Below are 15988 nucleotides of genomic sequence, written 5' to 3'. Positions count from 1 at the left end.
CTTGATTTCAGTCGTGATCTTCAAGGTATTGCAGAGCCATCCTTTCGGTCGCGACCTTAACCGGCGGCAACAAATGCGGCGCCACCAGCATCATGATCTGATAAACCACCAACCTGACCTCACCCTCACGATCCAGAATCCGCTGATAATCCAGCGAAAACAGCAACGTCATGGTGATCTGCTCGACCAACTGCCCCAACGCCTGCGTATCACTGACCAACTGCCCCGCAGCCTTCAATCGCGCCAACAACGACGCCAGCGTGCGCTTCAGCGCATTGAGCAAATGCCGAATGCCCTTGGCCAGTTTCGGCAACCGCCCCGCCAGGTTCGACAGATCCTGAAACAGGAAGCGGTACTGCGCCAGCCGCTCCACAATCAAATGCAGAAACAGCCAGTAATCCTCCGGCGCCAACTCCACATCAGACGGCGGATCGAGCAGTGGCGCCAGTTCATTCTGGAAGCGTTCAAACAACCCAAGAATCAGCGGTTCCTTGCCGTGGAAGTGGTAGTAGAGGTTGCCCGGGCTGATCCCCATTTCGTTGGCCACCTCCATGGTGGAGACGTTCGGCTCGCCCTTATCGTTGAACAATTGCAAAGCACATTCGAGAATCCGGTCGCGGGTTTTCATCCAGTCTTCTTAGAAAAGTTCGGTTGAGCGTCAGCGCACACGCACATAAGTACCGGGCGCGGCCTCCATCGGTGGATAGTTCGGATTGCCGAGGGTAAACGTGGTTTCGTGCTGGGCACCGGAGCGCTGTTGAATCCATTCCAGCCACTGCGGCCACCAACTGCCATCAACGTGCTTGCCGTCGTAGTACCAGGCGCGTGGGTCACTGCTCATCTTGCAGTTGTCGATGTACGCGGCTTTCGGGTTGCTCGGCGGGTTGAGAATGCTCTGCACGTGGCCGCTGTTGGACAGCACGAAACGCCGTTCGCCACCGAGCAGCAGGGTCGAGCGATACACCGCATCCCACGGCGTGATGTGATCGTTCATGCCGGCGACGCTGAAGCTGTCGACGGTGACTTTCTGCAGGTCGATCGGCGTGCCGCACACTTCCAGCCCGCCCGGATGGGTCAGTGGGTTGTGCTTGAAGAAGTCCAGCAGGTCGCCGTGAAACGCCGCCGGCAGACGGGTGTTGTCGTTGTTCCAGTAGAGGATGTCGAAGGCCGGCGGCTCTTTGCCCAGCAGGTAATTGTTGACGAAGTAGCTCCAGATCAAATCGTTGGGGCGCATCCAGGCGAAGACCTTGGCCATGTCGCGACCGTCGAGCACGCCTTTCTGGTAGGAGCGACGCTTGGCGGCTTCGAGGGTTTGTTCGTCGGCGAAGAGGGTGGCCGGGGTTTCGATCTGGCTGTCGAGCAGGCTGACCAGGTAGGTCGCGCTGGAGACACGGCGCAGTTGCCGCTTGGCCTGCAAATGCCCTTGCAGCGCGGCGATGGTCAGCCCGCCGGCGCAGGCGCCCATCAGGTTGACCTCGCGGGCACCGGTGATCGCCCGGCAGATGTTCATCGCTTCTTCCACGGCTTCGACGTAGGTCGACAGGCCCCACTCGCGGTGGCGCACATCGGGATTACGCCAGCTGATCATGAAGGTCTGCAGGCCGTTTTTCAGTGCGTACTGGACGAAGCTGTTCTGCGGGCTGAGGTCGAAAATGTAGTACTTGTTGATTTGCGGCGGCACCACCAGCAGCGGCTTGGCGTACTGCTTTTCGCTCATCGGTTTGTACTGGATCAGCTCCAGCATCTCGTTGCGAAACACCACCGAGCCGGTGGTGGTGGCGACGGTCTTGCCGACCTCGAAAGCCTGTTTGGTCACCTGACGGGGCAAACCGTCGTTGTGCAGCAGATCATCGAACAAATGACTGAGGCCGCGCACCAGACTGTGCCCGCCGGAGTTGAACAGCTCCTTGACCGCCAGCGGGTTGAGCAAGGTGTTCGATGGCGCCACGGCGTCGTTGAGCAAGGTGAAGGCGAAGTGCGCGCGGGCGCGATCGTCATCGTTCATGTTGCTTTCATCGATCCAGCTTTTGACCTGTTTCTGCCAGGCCAGATACGCCTGCAGGCTGCGCCGGTAGAACGGATTGAGGCTCCACGCCGGGTCAGCGAAACGGCTGTCGTTCGGATTGGTCGGGTGCAGGGTTTCGCCGAGTAGCACGCGGCCCAGTTGGCCACCCAGTTTCAAGGCGTGCTTCGCACTGTGAATCGGGTTGCGCAGGCCATGGGCGGCGACGCTGCGCAAGGTCGAAATCAAATCCCGCCCACGCAGGCCGGTAATCGCACTTTGTGCGTTGATGAACACGGCGGGGCTGGGCACCACGCCCGTCGCTGGTTTGTCGCGCATGACTCAACACTCCTTCGTCTTCAGGCCAAAAACAAACTCACCGAACCAGAACACCATAGACGCTGTTGCGGGTTGCTGCCTGCGCGGCGTCCTGCCGCGCACTCTTTGCCAAAGGCCTGCATAAAGCCTGCCGCCGGGGTTAACCGCCGAGCGGTGTCGGATGCGGATGCATCACCGCGCGCTGACGTTCCTCCTGGAGAAACTTCATGATGATCGGCGCCACCGCTTCGGCGCGGGTGATCAGGAACAGATGACCGTCGTCGATAATGTGCAATTGGGCGTTGGGAATGCGCCAGGCGAGCATGCGCATGTTGATCAGCGGGATCAGCGGATCGTCGTCGCCGGCCAGCACCAGCGTCGGCTGATGGATCTTGTGCAGCCAGTGAATGCTGGTCCAGCCGAGGCCTGCGAACAGTTGCCAGTAATAACCGAGCTTGCCCGCCGAACGGACTTTCGCCGCGTGGCTGGCCGCCAGGGTCGGGTCTCGGCGGAACGAGCCGCCATAGATCAGCGGGGCGATACGGATCACGTGGGACGGCTGAATGTAGCGCCGCGGACTGGCCATCATCCACAGCACTTTCGGTTTGCCCGGCACCATCACGGCACCGGCAGCGGTGGCCGCCAGCACCAGTTTCTTGCAGCGCTCGGGGTAGTCGTAGGCGAACTGCTGCGCAAGTGCGCCGCCCCACGACACGCCGATGACGTTGACCTGCCCGTAGTCGAGATAATCGAGCATGCGCGACGTCAGCTTGGCCAGACCGGGAAAACGATATGGCCGGTTCGGCGTCGACGAGCCGCCGACACCGGGCACGTCGAAGGCGATCACTTCCAGATCCGGGTCCAGCGCCGCGACAAACGGAAACACCAGCTCCAGGTTGGCGCCGATGCCGTTGAAAATCAGCAAGGGCGTCAAGTGAGGCTTGCCGGGGCGCACCGCCGTGCGGAGGGTTTGACCATCCAGATCGACGGTACGGAATATGAACGGTTGCGGCATGCTTCAGGCCCTGTGGATTTCAAGTACACCCCGCCCCCTGTGGGAGCGAGCCTGCTCGCGAAGGCGTCGTGTCAGCCAACATCAATGTTGATTGCATGAGCGCTTTCGCGAGCAGGCTCGCTCCCACAATGACGGGGTGGTGTCAGTTACCGCTCATGTACATAAGTGCCCGGCGATGCTTCTCCGGCCGGATACGCCTTGTTGCCCAGTTTCAGCGGGGCCTTTTTCAGGTTGCCCGAGCGCTCGGCCTGCCACGCCTGCCAGTACAGCCACCAGGAATCGGTGTGCTTGGTCGAGTTCTCTTGCCACTCATCGGCATTGGCGGCCATTTCTTCGCCGGTCATGTAGCGCGATTTCGGGTTGCCCGGCGGGTTCAGAATGCTCTGGATATGCCCGCTGCTCGACAACACGAATTCGACCTTGCCACCGAACAACTGCGCCGACTTGTAGCAGGACTTCCACGGCGTGATGTGGTCGTTGGTGCCGGCCAGCGAGAAGATATCGGCCGTGACCTGCTTGAGGTCGATCGGCGTGCCGCACACTTCCAGTGCATTCGGGCGGATCAATGGGTTGTTTTTGAACATCTCGATCAGGTCGCCGTGAAACGCCGCCGGCAAGCGTGTGGTGTCGTTGTTCCAGAACAGGATGTCGAACACCGGCGGCTCGTTGCCGAGCAGGTAGTTGTTGACCCAGTAGTTCCAGATCAGATCGTTGGGGCGCATCCACGCGAAGACCTTGGCCATGTCTTTGCCTTCAAGCACGCCGGCCTGGTACGAGTGGCGCTTGGCGGTCTCCAGGGTCTGCTCGTCGACGAACAGGGCGACGTCGCTGTCCAGCGTCGTGTCGAGCACGCTGACCAGCAGCGTGAGGGCATTGACCTTCTTCTCGCCGATCGCCGCGTAGTGACCGAGCAGGGCGGTGCAGGTGATGCCGCCGGAGCAGGCGCCGAGCATGTTCACGTCTTTGCTGCCGGTGATCGCGGTGACCACATCGACCGCTTCTTTCAGCGCATCGATATAGGTCGACAGGCCCCACTCACGCTGGGCCTTGGTCGGGTTGCGCCAGCTGACGATGAACGTCTGCACGTTATTGCGCAGGCAGAAGCGCGCCAGACTCTTGTCCGGGCTCAAATCGAATACGTAGAACTTGTTGATCTGCGGCGGCACCACCAGCAATGGACGCTCGTGGACTTGCTCGGTGATCGGCTTGTACTGGATCAGCTCCAGCACGTCGTTGCGAAACACCACCGCGCCGTCGGTAACGCCGAGACTCTTGCCGACTTCGAACGCGCCCATGTTGACCTGACTCGGCATGCCGCCGTTGTGTACCAGATCCTTGGCCAGGTGCGAGAGGCCATCGAGCAGGCTCTTGCCGCCGGTTTCGAAGAAGCGTTTGACCGCGGCCGGGTTGGCGGCGGTGTTGGTCGGGGCCATGGCTTCGGTCATCAGGTTGATGACGAAATGGCCGCGCGCGATGTCTTTGGGGGAGAGACTGCTGTCGTCAATCCAGGCGTGGAGTTCCTTGCGCCACGCCAGGTAAGTTTGCAGATAACGTTTGTAGAGCGGGTTCTGGCTCCACGCAGGATCAGCGAAGCGACGGTCATCGCCAGCCGGTTGCAGTTCGGATTTGCCAAACAGCACGTTCTTCAGTTCGAGGCCGAAATGGGTGACGTGCCTGACGCTATGGATCGGTTGTTTGATGGCCTGTTTCAGCACCATGCGAGCAGAGGCCAGCAGATCCTTTCCGCGTAGCCCAACGACGGGATTAAGCCCCAGGGTGTTTTCCGAGGCTTGGTACTTCAGGTCATCGTTATTCTTGTTACTCATCTACGACGCTCCATTGTCCTGAGACGAGTACCCGGTTTTCTGCTGTGCAGTTCCACAGCCAATGCCAGGTACTACTGCTCGGGTGACCGTTAATTCTGCATAGCTGCTTTACAGTCGTAGAGCACTGCAGGGAACTTGCCAGCTCCATTGGTTACCCGAGTTTAATTTTTTTCGCAAGCAGCCGATCCTCGGCCACACAGCGGAGCATTCAAACAGATGAATTTAGAAAATGCCCTCTAATGAGCGCAACGCTCGGGCTAGAGCATCAGCTTGACGATCGACTCGTTCGGGTCGCGGGTTTTTCCGGCGGCTTTGAGCTCGGCCAGATAATCAGCCCAGAGTGCGTCATAACGTCGCCCCAGCTCGTAGAGGTATTCCCACGTGAACAGACCGCTGTCGTGACCGTCGTCGAAGGTCAGTTTCAGTGCGTAGTGACCGGCCGGTTCCAGCTTGCTCAGACCGACGTTGATCTTGCCAAATTGCAGGATCGGTTTGCCGTGGCCCTGGACCTCGGCGGAGGGGGAATGCACGCGCAGGAATTCGGCGGGCAGGGTGTATTCCTCGCCGGACGCGTAAGTGAGCGTCAGGGTTTTCGAGGCCTTGTGCAGTTTGATGTCGGTGGGGATCATGAGCAGGTATCCGTCTTGTGCGGAACCTTGTGGGAGCGAGCCTGCTCGCGAAAGCGTTGGTTCAGCCAACACAAAGGTTGAATGTACCGCCGTCTTCGCGAGCAGGCTCGCTCCCACAGTTCCATTACATCTGTAAGAGTGGCTTACAGGATATAACGGGACAGGTCTTCGTTCTGCGCCAATTCGCCGAGGTGGCTGTTGACGTATTCGGCGTCGATCAGAATCGGCTTCTCGTCATGGGTGCTGGCCAGATCGCCGGCGCTGAACGATACCTCTTCGAGCAGACGCTCAAGCAGTGTGTGCAGACGACGGGCACCGATGTTCTCGGTCTTCTCGTTGACCTGCCAGGCGATCTCCGCCAGACGCTTGATGCCTTCGGGCTGGAACTGGATGTTCAGGCCTTCGGTTTTCAGCAGCGCGCAGTATTGCTCGGTGAGCGAGGCGTGCGGTTCGCTGAGGATGCGCTCGAAGTCTTCCGGGCTCAGGGCTTTGAGTTCGACGCGAATCGGCAGACGGCCCTGCAGTTCAGGCACCAGATCACTCGGCTTGCTCAGGTGGAACGCGCCGGAGGCGATGAACAGGATGTGGTCAGTCTTGACCATCCCCAGCTTGGTGTTGACGGTGCAGCCTTCAATCAGCGGCAGCAGGTCGCGCTGTACGCCTTCACGGGAAACATCGGCGCCGCCGACGTTGCCGCGCTTGGCGACTTTGTCGATCTCGTCGATGAACACGATGCCGTGCTGTTCAACCGCTTCCAGCGCCTTGGCTTTCAGCTCTTCTTCGTTGACCAGACGCCCGGCTTCTTCGTCGCGCACCAGCTTCAGCGCTTCTTTGACCTTGAGCTTGCGCGCTTTCTTTTTGCCCTTGCCCATGTTGGCGAACAGCGACTGCAACTGGTTGGTCATCTCTTCCATGCCGGGCGGCGTGGCGATTTCGATGCCGGCAACTTCAGCGACTTCGATCTCGATTTCCTTGTCGTCCAGCTGACCTTCGCGCAGGCGCTTGCGGAACAGCTGACGGGTGTTGGAATCGGAGCTCGGCGCTTCTTCATTGCTGAAGCCCATGCGGGCCGGCGGCAGCAGCGCGTCGAGGATGCGATCCTCGGCAGCGTCTTCGGCGCGGTGACGCACGCGGCTCATTTCCTGCTCGCGGAGCATCTTGATCGCGGCGTCGGCCAGATCACGGATGATCGATTCGACGTCACGGCCAACGTAGCCGACTTCGGTGAACTTGGTCGCTTCGACCTTGATGAACGGCGCGTTGGCGAGTTTCGCCAGGCGACGGGCGATTTCGGTTTTACCGACACCGGTCGGGCCGATCATCAGAATGTTCTTCGGCGTCACTTCAACGCGCAGCTCTTCAGGCAGCTGCATGCGGCGCCAGCGGTTGCGCAGGGCAATCGCGACGGCGCGCTTGGCATCGTCCTGGCCGATGATGTGGCGGTTGAGTTCGTGGACGATTTCGCGGGGAGTCATGGACATAGTAGTTGACGGTCCTCAAGCACAAACAAGCCGTGGCACGGTGGCCAAGACAGGCTTATTCGGCGAGATCCTGCTCCTCAATGGTCTGAGTGTGGTTGGTGAATACACAGATGTCGCCGGCGATACCGAGCGCGGTTTCGACGATTTCGCGGGCCGACAGGTCGGTCTTTTTCAGCAGGGCGCTGGCGGCGGCCTGCGCATAGGCGCCGCCGGAACCCATGGCGATCAGGCCATCTTCGGGTTCGACCACGTCACCGTTGCCGGTGATGATCAGCGAGGCGTCTTTGTTGGCGACCGCGAGCATCGCTTCGAGGCGGCTCAGGGAGCGGTCGGTGCGCCATTCTTTGGCGAGTTCGACAGCGGCGCGCACCAGGTGGCCCTGATGTTTTTCAAGCTGGCCTTCGAAACGTTCGAAGAGGGTAAAGGCGTCGGCGGTGGCACCGGCAAAACCGGCGATGACCTGACCGTGGTACAGGCGACGAACTTTTTTCGCGTTGCCTTTCATCACGGTATTGCCGAGAGAAACCTGGCCGTCGCCGCCCATGACGACTTTGCCGTGACGGCGGACTGAAACGATGGTGGTCAAGGGAAGAGTCTCCACACAGCGGGGCGAAAGTGCCTTATGCCCATTCATATGGGGGTGCTGGAGAGGATTTCAACCGGGCAGGGTGCGGAGGGACGAACGGCGGGTGGTTGATCGGGGGGATCTAGTGCTTGATAAGGCGCCTTCGCGAGCAGGCTCGCTCCCACAGGAACAGCGCATAGCCTGTGGGAGCGAGCTTGCTCGCGAAGAACGATGACGCGGTGCTACTGACGAAATCAGCGGCTCTGGCGTTGTTGTAACAACAGGTTGCTGAAGCCGGCGCCGGCCAGTTGTTTCTGTGCGGTGGTCAGTTGTTCGCGGTTACTGAACGGGCCGACGAGTACGCGATACCAGGTTTCATCCTTCACCGTGCCGGACTCAACCGCGACCGCCTGACCGAGCAGAATGATCTGCGCGCGGACTTTGTCGGCATCGGTTTCCTTGCGGAACGAACCGGCCTGCAGGAAGAACTTGGTCACCGGCGCCGCTTTGCTCACTGGTGGCGCTGGCGGTGGAGTAATCCCGGCCAGTGCGGCCTGAGCGCGCGCGGTGTCGATCTTCGCCGCTTCTGCCGGGGTCACCGGTGTGGTCGGGATGGCCGGCACTTGTGGCGTCGGCAAGGTCTTCTCCGGCACGGCGTCCGGCGGCACGATCACTTCCGATTCCGGCAGCAAGGTGTAGAAGTCGTATTTCGGCTTCACCGGTTGCGTCGGGCTCGGCGGGGTCTTGTTGGCCTCGGCAATCTTCGACGCTTTCTGCTGTTGCGCCTGTTCGACCTTCTCACGCTTGACCGTGTCGCTGCCCTTGCCCGGCTCCAGCTTCATCAGAAACACGATGAACGCGCCGACCGTCAGGCCGATGGCCATCCACAGCCAGCCCGGGATCGGTTGCTTCGCAGGAGCTTGGTAACGGCTGGCGCCACGCTTGGGTGCAGGTTTTTTCTTGGCAGCCAACTTACATACGCTCCAGAGTTTCCAGACCCAACAGCTCCAGGCCTTGCTTGAGGGTGCGACCGGTCAGCGCGGCCAGACGCAGACGGCTCTGCATTTGGGCCGGCGTTTCGGCGGCGAGGATCGGGCAGTTCTCGTAGAAGCTGGAGAACAGACCGGCAACGTCATACAGGTAGGTGCAGAGAATGTGCGGCGTGCCTTTGTCGGACACGTTGTTCAGCACTTCGCCGAACTGCGCCAGTTTCGCCGCCAGTTCGAGTTCGTGCTCGGCTTCGAGAACGATTTGACCGTCGACTTCGCTGAAATCCTTGCCCAGCTTGCGGAACACACCGGCCACGCGGGTGTAAGCGTAAAGCAGGTACGGTGCGGTGTTGCCTTCGAAATTCAGCATCAGGTCGAAGTTGAAGCTGTAGTCGCTGGTGCGGTGCTTCGACAAATCGGCGTATTTCACCGCGCCGATGCCGACGACTTTGGCGATGTTGCGCAGCTCGTCTTCGGCCAGCTCCGGGTTTTTCTCTTTCACCAGGTTATAGGCACGTTCCTGCGCTTCGGTCAGCAGGTCGATCAGCTTCACGGTGCCGCCGTCACGGGTCTTGAACGGACGGCCATCGGCGCCGTTCATGGTGCCGAAGCCCATGTGTTCCATCTCCATCGGATGGGTCACAAAACCGGCCTTGCGCGCCACGGCGAACACTTGCTGGAAGTGCAGGGCCTGACGTTGATCGACGAAATACAGCGCGCGATCGGCTTTCAGTTTGCCGCTGCGGTAGCGCACGGCCGCCAGGTCAGTGGTGGCGTACAGGTAGCCGCCATCAGCCTTGACGATGATCACCGGCAGCGGGTCGCCGTCGGCGTTCTTGAACTCGTCGAGGAACACGCACTGCGCGCCGTTGCTCTCGACCAGCATGCCAGCGGCCTTCAGGTCGTTGACCACGTTGATCAGGTCGTCGTTATAGGCGCTTTCGCCCATCACGTCGGCCATGGTCAGTTTGACGTTGAGCAGTTCGTAGATCTTCTGGCAGTGCGACAGCGAGATGTCCTTGAACTTGGTCCACAGCGCCAGGCACTCGGCATCGCCGGCCTGCAACTTGACCACCAGGCCACGTGCGCGGTCGGCGAACTCTGCGGATTCGTCGAAGCGCTGCTTGGCGGCGCGGTAGAAGTTTTCCAGGTCAGACAGCTCGTCGCTGGTGATCGGGTTTTCCTGCAAATAGGCCATCAGCATGCCGAACTGGGTGCCCCAGTCGCCGACGTGGTTCTGACGGATCACTTCGTCGCCGAGGAATTCGAGTACGCGTGCAACACCGTCACCGATAATGGTCGAGCGCAAGTGGCCGACGTGCATCTCCTTGGCCAGGTTCGGTGCCGACAGGTCGACCACGGTGCGCTGCGCCGGGCCTGCTTTGCGTACGCCAACGTGAGCGTCGGCCAGTGCGGCGTCGAGGCGCGAAGCCAGTGCCTGAGTGTTCTGGAAGAAATTGATGAAGCCCGGGCCGGCGATTTCGGCCTTGGTGACGTTTTCGTCAGCCGGCAGCGCGGCGATGATTTTTTCCGCCAGATCGCGCGGCTTCATGCCCGCAGGCTTGGCCAGCATCATCGCGATGTTGCTGGCGAAGTCGCCGTGGGTCTTGTCACGGGCGTTCTCCACCTGGATCGCCGGCGTCAGGCCTTCAGGCAACACACCTTCGTTGACGAGTTGGGTGAGGGCTTGTTGGATCAGCTGGCGAATGGTGTCTTTCATGGTCTTCTCTTTCGACCGCAAGCGCGGCGGGCGCATCGATGCGCGGGTGGAAAAACTGGGCATTATCCGTTGCGAAGACGGGCTTGCCAACCTTAGCAGGCAGCTTATGGATATGTGGTGACATTAAAGGCAAAAGATCGCAGCCTGCGGCAACTCCTACAGGTAAATGCGATTAACTCTGTAGGAGCCGCCGCAGGCTGCGATCTTATGATCTTCAGTACAAATCGACCGGATCGACATCCAACGACCAGCGCACGGCCCGCCCGCTCGGCATCTGCTCCAGCACCAGCAGCCAGCTCGCCAGCAACCGGTGCAGGGGCGCCCGCGCCGTCGCCTGCAACAACAACTGTGCGCGATATCGGCCCGCTCGGCGTTCCATTGGTGCCGGCACTGGTCCAAGCAATTCAATCCCGCTCAGATTCTGTTCTGCCAACAGGCGCTCAGCCTCGCTGCACGCCTCATCGAGAAAACCTTCCGCCTGCCCCGGCTTGTGCGCTTCGGCACGCAACAGCGCCAGATGCGCAAACGGCGGCAGTCCGGCGGCCCGGCGCTCGCTCAAGGCCTGCTCGGCAAAGGCGAAATAGCCTTGTTCGGTGAGTTGCACCAATAAAGGATGGTCGGCGAGGTGGGTCTGGATAATTACCTTGCCCGGCTCCTCCGCCCGTCCGGCGCGACCTGCGACCTGCACGATCAACTGCGCCATGCGCTCGCTGGCGCGGAAGTCGCCGGAGAACAAACCGCCGTCAGCATCGAGGATCGACACCAGCGTCACTCGGGGAAAATGGTGCCCTTTCGCCAACATTTGCGTGCCGACCAGAATGCACGGCTGACCCTTCTGGATCGTCGCGAACAATTGATTCATCGCGTCCTTGCGTGACGTGCTGTCGCGGTCGACGCGCAGCACCGGATAATCGGGGAACAGAATTGCCAATCGCTCTTCGGCGCGCTCGGTGCCAGCACCCACGGGCCGCAAATCAACCTTGTTGCACTTCGGGCACTGGCGCGGCGTGCGTTCGACATAGCCGCAGTGGTGGCAGCGAAGCTCGCCGTAGCGTTGGTGCACAGTCATTCGCGCGTCACAGCGCGAGCACTCGGACATCCAGCCGCAGTCGTGGCACAGCAACGTCGGCGCGAAACCGCGACGGTTGAGGAACACCAGCACCTGTTGCCCATTGGCGAGGGTCTGGCCTATGGCTTGCTGCATCGGTCCGGAAATCCCACTGTCCAGCGGACGGCTTTTCACATCCAGACGCAGGAAGCGCGGCTGCTTGGCGCCACCGGCGCGCTCGTTCAGACGCAAGAGCCCGTAACGACCGGTGTAGGCGTTGTGCAGACTTTCCAGCGATGGCGTCGCGGAACCCAGCACGATCGGGATATTTTCCTGGCGCGCGCGCACCAGCGCCAGATCGCGCGCGTGATAGCGCAAACCTTCCTGCTGTTTATAAGAGCCGTCGTGCTCTTCATCGATAATGATCAGCCCGGGGTTCTTCATCGGCGTGAACAGCGCCGAGCGGGTGCCGATAATAATGTCGGCCTCGCCATCGCGGGCAGCGAGCCAAGCGTCGAGGCGCTCGCGGTCATTGACCGCCGAATGCAGCAGGGCGATGCGCGCGTTGAAGCGCTGCTCGAAGCGCGCCAGGGTTTGCGGGCCGAGGTTGATCTCCGGGATCAGCACCAGCGCCTGTTTGCCGGCTTCGAGGGTTTCGCGGATCAGTTGCAAATAGACTTCGGTCTTGCCGCTGCCGGTGACGCCGGCCAGCAGGAACGCGTGATAACTGTCGAAACCGGCGCGAATCGCTTCGTAGGCGGCGCGCTGTTCGGTGTTCAGCGGCAATTCCGGTTGCGCCAGCCAGTGTTCGTGGCGTGCCCCCGGTGCGTGGCGACGGATCTCTACTTGCACCAGATTTTTCGCCAGCAGCAAGTCGAGGCTGTCCTTGCTCAGCATCAGTTTGCTTAACAGTTGATGAGCGACACCATGGGGATGCTGAGCCAGTGTCGCCAAAGCTTCACGCTGGCGCGGGGCGCGGGCAATGCGCGGATCTTCAAGGCTGGCGCCGGGAGTGATCGACCAGAAGCGTTCCTGTCGAGCTTCAGCCAATTCGCCCTGCCGCAACAGTACCGGCAGCGCCCAGCTCAGGGTGTCGCCGAGGCTGTGCTGATAATACTGCGACGTCCACAGGCACAGTTTGAATAGCGCGGGTGGCAGCGGCGGTGTGGTGTCAAGCAGGGCCAGCGCCGGTTTGAGTTTCTCCACCGGCACTTCGCTGGTGTCGGTGATCTCGACTAGAACGCCGATCATCTCGCGCCGGCCGAACGGCACCCGCAGGCGCATGCCCGGCTGCAGTTGCTCGCGCAGCACGCCGGCCGGCGCCCGATAGTCGAACAGGCGGCGCAGGGGCGAAGGCAGGGCGAGGCGCAGAATGGCGTCGGGCACGCGGGGGGATCTCGATCAACAGACGATTAAAAGGACTGCGTACATAACCTGTGGGAGCGAGCCTGCTCGCGAAAGCGGTGTGTCAGGCGACGAAGATGCTGGCCGGTAGATCGTCTTCGCGAGCAGGCTCGCTCCCACAGGGGCAGTGCAATGGGCCGGGAGCCTAGCAGACGGTCGGTCTCGGTGACAGCTTGCGTGATTGAAAAGGTCTGGTAGAATCCGCGGCCTAATTACGTGCGGTATTCAACAATAGTGTTGGATGGCGGCACGCTAGCTGAGGAAGACACCATGAAAGCTGATATCCACCCGAATTACCCAGTCATCGCTGTTACCTGCAGCTGTGGCAACAAGTTCGAAACCCGTTCGACTTTCGGCAAAGCTCTGCCAATCGACGTTTGCAACGAATGCCACCCGTTCTACACCGGTAAGCAGAAGACTCTGGACACTGGCGGCCGCGTTCAGCGCTTCGCAGACCGTTTCGGTGCTTTCGGCAAGAAACCTGCTGCTGCAGAGTAAGGTTGAAGGGCCCGGTGGGCTTTTCCTCGTTGCTGAAAAAGGCGTCCCTCGCGGGCGCCTTTTTTGTGTCTGCGATTTGGCTTTCCGGCGCTCAGGCCTTTTGCCCGGCGCCTTCGGGACTGACCAGCGTCGTCGTGCAGCGTGTGGTCGATGGCGATACGCTGCGCCTGAGCGATGGTCGCAGCGTACGGATGATCGGCCTCAATACACCTGAACTGGGCAAGCAGGGCCGCAGCGACGAACCGTTTGCTGTAGCGGCACGCAAGCGCTTGCAATCCTTGGTCGATGCCAGCAGCGGCCGGGTCGGTTTGCGCCCCGGCAAGCAAGCCAAAGACCACTACGGGCGTACGCTGGCGCACATTTACAACGCCAGTGGCGCCAATCTCGAAGCGCAAATGCTTGCCGATGGCCTCGGTTTTCAGGTCGCGGTCGCGCCGAATGTCGATCTTGTCACCTGCCAGCAAGCCGCCGAACGCATTGCGCGAAAGGCCGGGCTAGGCGTTTGGAGGCAATCACCTGTACTGAAAGCGGAGCAGATCCAGCGCTCGGGTTTCGCCGTGGTCAGTGGACGTGTGAGCAAGGTTCAGCGCAATCGCGGCGGAATCTGGATCGAGTTGCAGGGCGCGCTTGTATTGCGCGTTGCACCCAATCTGGTCGGACAATTCGACAATGCCAGGTTGCGGGGACTGAAGGGCAAGCAGATCGAGGCGCGCGGCTGGATCGTTGATCGATCCCGACGCGGCGGATTGCAATCCGGACAGTCGCGTTGGCTGCTTCCGCTGACCGATCCATCGATGTTGCAATCGCCGCGCTGAAGAAAAATTGTAGACATTTTTTCTGTTGATTGTGAACAGTCAAGCCCTTGTGCGCCGTGGCTCTTGGCCCAAAGTCTTAGGGCAGGGCGCTTGACAGGGGTGACTGCTCAGTCTTGTGGGGACTTTGAGAGGCGCGTATCCTCGCTGACCAGTCTGTCCAACAGTAAAAAGCGGAATGCCAAAATGTCTGATCTGAAAACTGCCGCTCTCGAATATCATGCCAATCCTCGTCCAGGGAAGCTGAGTGTCGAGCTCACCAAGGCCACTGCTACCGCTCGCGACTTGTCGCTGGCGTACAGCCCCGGCGTAGCTGAACCAGTGCGTGAGATCGCTCGCGATCCTGAACTGGCCTACAAATACACCGGCAAGGGCAACCTGGTTGCAGTCATTTCCGATGGCACCGCGATTCTCGGCCTGGGCAACCTCGGTCCATTGGCTTCCAAGCCAGTGATGGAAGGTAAAGGCGTTCTGTTCAAGCGCTTCGCCGGCATCGACGTGTTCGACATCGAAGTCGACTCCGAAAGCCCGCAAGCCTTCATCGACACCGTAAAACGCATCTCCATCACCTTCGGTGGCATCAACCTGGAAGACATCAAGGCGCCAGAGTGCTTTGAGATCGAACGTGCTCTGATCGAGCAGTGCGACATTCCGGTATTCCACGATGACCAGCACGGTACTGCGATCGTAACTGCTGCGGGCATGATCAACGCTCTGGAAATCGCTGGCAAAACCCTGCCAGAAGCCAAGATTGTTTGCCTGGGCGCCGGCGCTGCGGCCATCTCCTGCATGAAACTGCTGGTGAGCATGGGCGCTCGCATCGAAAACATCTTCATGGTTGACCGTACCGGCGTGATCCACTCCGGCCGTGACGACCTGAACCAGTACAAAGCCGTATTCGCTCACGCCACCGACAAGCGCAGCCTGGCTGACGCACTGGCGGGCGCTGACGTGTTCGTCGGTCTGTCCGGCCCGAACCTGCTGAGCGCTGAAGGCCTGTTGTCGATGGCGGCCAACCCGATCGTGTTCGCCTGCTCGAACCCGGATCCGGAAATCTCCCCGGAGCTGGCGCACGCTACCCGTAGCGACGTGATCATGGCCACCGGCCGTTCGGACTACCCGAACCAGGTCAACAACGTACTGGGCTTCCCGTTCATCTTCCGTGGTGCCCTGGACGTTCGCGCCAAGCGCATCAACGAAGAAATGAAAGTGGCTGCGGCCAACGCCCTGCGTGAACTGGCCAAGCTGCCTGTTCCACAGGACGTGTGCGATGCCTACGGCGGTGCGCCGCTGGAATTCGGCCGTGAGTACATCATTCCGAAGCCAATGGACAAGCGCCTGATCACTCTGATCTCCGACGCTGTGGCCAAGGCCGCGATCGAGACTGGTGTGGCGACCCTGCCGTATCCGAAGAACTACCCGCTGAAAAGCGTGGATGACGTGTTCAACGGCTAAGTCGTTGTAGCGCTTCAAGCAAAAGCCCCGGCTCGTGAAAGTCGGGGCTTTTTTGTGGGTCAAAAGCAACCCTCACCCTAGCCCTCTCCCGGAGGGAGAGGGGACTGATTGGGGGATGCTGGGGAGTGACGCCGACCTGAAAGTGTTGGGTTGAATCCATAGGCGCTGATGCGCTTTCAGGTCGGCGTATCTCGCGAATTACTCACGGTCAGTCCCCTCTCCCTTA

General features: G+C 60.6%; 14 protein-coding genes. 4 read left to right on the top strand and 10 right to left on the bottom strand.

Annotation, left to right across the window (positions count from 1 at the left end):
• Positions 1-7: 7 nt before the first annotated feature.
• The 9 genes from L8H52_RS29695 to argS all read right to left on the bottom strand — a co-directional run bounded on the left by L8H52_RS29695 (position 8) and on the right by argS (position 10545).
• Entirely contained in the window at positions 8-628 is a 621-nt protein-coding gene (locus L8H52_RS29695; protein ID WP_242210081.1) for a TetR/AcrR family transcriptional regulator, read from the bottom strand.
• Between the two features lie 30 nt (positions 629-658).
• Positions 659-2341: a class II poly(R)-hydroxyalkanoic acid synthase gene (phaC, locus tag L8H52_RS29690; protein ID WP_242210082.1), complete on the bottom strand. Its 1683-nt coding sequence runs from the start codon at positions 2339-2341 to the stop codon at positions 659-661.
• 139 nt (positions 2342-2480) lie between these two features.
• Complete coding sequence (phaZ, locus tag L8H52_RS29685; RefSeq protein WP_034152967.1) at positions 2481-3335, bottom strand: poly(3-hydroxyalkanoate) depolymerase; 855 nt, start codon at positions 3333-3335, stop codon at positions 2481-2483.
• A gap of 146 nt (positions 3336-3481) precedes the next feature.
• Positions 3482-5161: a class II poly(R)-hydroxyalkanoic acid synthase gene (phaC, locus tag L8H52_RS29680; RefSeq protein ID WP_099757773.1), complete on the bottom strand. Its 1680-nt coding sequence runs from the start codon at positions 5159-5161 to the stop codon at positions 3482-3484.
• Between the two features lie 257 nt (positions 5162-5418).
• Positions 5419-5790, bottom strand: a complete 372-nt coding sequence (locus L8H52_RS29675) for a DUF971 domain-containing protein (protein WP_242210083.1) — start codon at positions 5788-5790, stop codon at positions 5419-5421.
• A 143-nt stretch (positions 5791-5933) separates the two neighbouring features.
• The gene (gene hslU / locus L8H52_RS29670; protein ID WP_242210084.1) at positions 5934-7271 is read right to left on the bottom strand and encodes an ATP-dependent protease ATPase subunit HslU; all 1338 of its coding nucleotides are present in this window, start codon (positions 7269-7271) and stop codon (positions 5934-5936) included.
• A 55-nt stretch (positions 7272-7326) separates the two neighbouring features.
• Positions 7327-7857, bottom strand: coding sequence for an ATP-dependent protease subunit HslV (hslV, locus tag L8H52_RS29665; RefSeq protein ID WP_003186641.1), 531 nt, complete (start codon positions 7855-7857; stop codon positions 7327-7329).
• A 233-nt stretch (positions 7858-8090) separates the two neighbouring features.
• Positions 8091-8807 (bottom strand): SPOR domain-containing protein, encoded by a 717-nt coding sequence (locus tag L8H52_RS29660; RefSeq protein ID WP_007909385.1) that lies wholly within the window; start codon positions 8805-8807, stop codon positions 8091-8093.
• Position 8808: 1 nt separating this feature from the next.
• Positions 8809-10545, bottom strand: a complete 1737-nt coding sequence (gene argS, locus L8H52_RS29655; protein WP_242210085.1) for an arginine--tRNA ligase — start codon at positions 10543-10545, stop codon at positions 8809-8811.
• Here argS and L8H52_RS30480 point away from each other — a divergent pair.
• Entirely contained in the window at positions 10544-10666 is a 123-nt protein-coding gene (locus L8H52_RS30480) for a hypothetical protein (RefSeq protein ID WP_256579857.1), read from the top strand. The two genes, argS and L8H52_RS30480, sit on opposite strands and share 2 nt — an antisense overlap.
• Positions 10667-10759: 93 nt before the next feature.
• On the opposite strand, the gene L8H52_RS29650 is transcribed toward L8H52_RS30480, so the two are convergent.
• A complete protein-coding gene (locus L8H52_RS29650) occupies positions 10760-12979 on the bottom strand; it encodes a primosomal protein N' (RefSeq protein WP_242210086.1) in 2220 nt (739 codons plus the stop codon).
• Positions 12980-13267: 288 nt separating this feature from the next.
• Between L8H52_RS29650 and rpmE the strand changes: the two genes are divergently transcribed.
• From rpmE to L8H52_RS29635, 3 genes are all read left to right on the top strand, one after another.
• Positions 13268-13495 carry a 50S ribosomal protein L31 gene (gene rpmE / locus L8H52_RS29645; protein WP_016984589.1) on the top strand — a complete coding sequence of 76 codons (228 nt, stop codon included), beginning with the start codon at positions 13268-13270 and terminating at the stop codon, positions 13493-13495.
• Between the two features lie 14 nt (positions 13496-13509).
• Positions 13510-14310 (top strand): thermonuclease family protein, encoded by an 801-nt coding sequence (locus L8H52_RS29640; protein ID WP_242210087.1) that lies wholly within the window; start codon positions 13510-13512, stop codon positions 14308-14310.
• A 183-nt stretch (positions 14311-14493) separates the two neighbouring features.
• The gene (locus L8H52_RS29635) at positions 14494-15762 is read left to right on the top strand and encodes a malic enzyme-like NAD(P)-binding protein (RefSeq protein ID WP_064117089.1); all 1269 of its coding nucleotides are present in this window, start codon (positions 14494-14496) and stop codon (positions 15760-15762) included.
• Positions 15763-15988: the final 226 nt, after the last annotated feature.

The organism is Pseudomonas sp. CROZ-RG-20F-R04-15 (assembly GCF_022662375.1).
Classification (GTDB): Bacteria; Pseudomonadota; Gammaproteobacteria; order Pseudomonadales; family Pseudomonadaceae; genus Aquipseudomonas.
Note: the sequence above shows the minus strand (reverse complement) of the source record. Positions and strands in the feature narration are given on the sequence as shown.

Excerpts from the sequence above, each read along its gene's own strand:
- L8H52_RS29695 (WP_242210081.1), bottom strand. The coding sequence starts at position 628 with ATGAAAACCCGCGACCGGATTCTCGAATGTGCTTTGCAATTGTTCAAC.
- phaC (WP_242210082.1), bottom strand. The coding sequence starts at position 2,341 with ATGCGCGACAAACCAGCGACGGGCGTGGTGCCCAGCCCCGCCGTGTTC.
- phaZ (WP_034152967.1), bottom strand. The coding sequence starts at position 3,335 with ATGCCGCAACCGTTCATATTCCGTACCGTCGATCTGGATGGTCAAACC.
- phaC (WP_099757773.1), bottom strand. The coding sequence starts at position 5,161 with ATGAGTAACAAGAATAACGATGACCTGAAGTACCAAGCCTCGGAAAAC.
- L8H52_RS29675 (WP_242210083.1), bottom strand. The coding sequence starts at position 5,790 with ATGATCCCCACCGACATCAAACTGCACAAGGCCTCGAAAACCCTGACG.
- hslU (WP_242210084.1), bottom strand. The coding sequence starts at position 7,271 with ATGTCCATGACTCCCCGCGAAATCGTCCACGAACTCAACCGCCACATC.
- L8H52_RS30480 (WP_256579857.1), top strand. The coding sequence starts at position 10,544 with ATGGTCTTCTCTTTCGACCGCAAGCGCGGCGGGCGCATCGATGCGCGG.
- argS (WP_242210085.1), bottom strand. The coding sequence starts at position 10,545 with ATGAAAGACACCATTCGCCAGCTGATCCAACAAGCCCTCACCCAACTC.
- rpmE (WP_016984589.1), top strand. The coding sequence starts at position 13,268 with ATGAAAGCTGATATCCACCCGAATTACCCAGTCATCGCTGTTACCTGC.
- L8H52_RS29635 (WP_064117089.1), top strand. The coding sequence starts at position 14,494 with ATGTCTGATCTGAAAACTGCCGCTCTCGAATATCATGCCAATCCTCGT.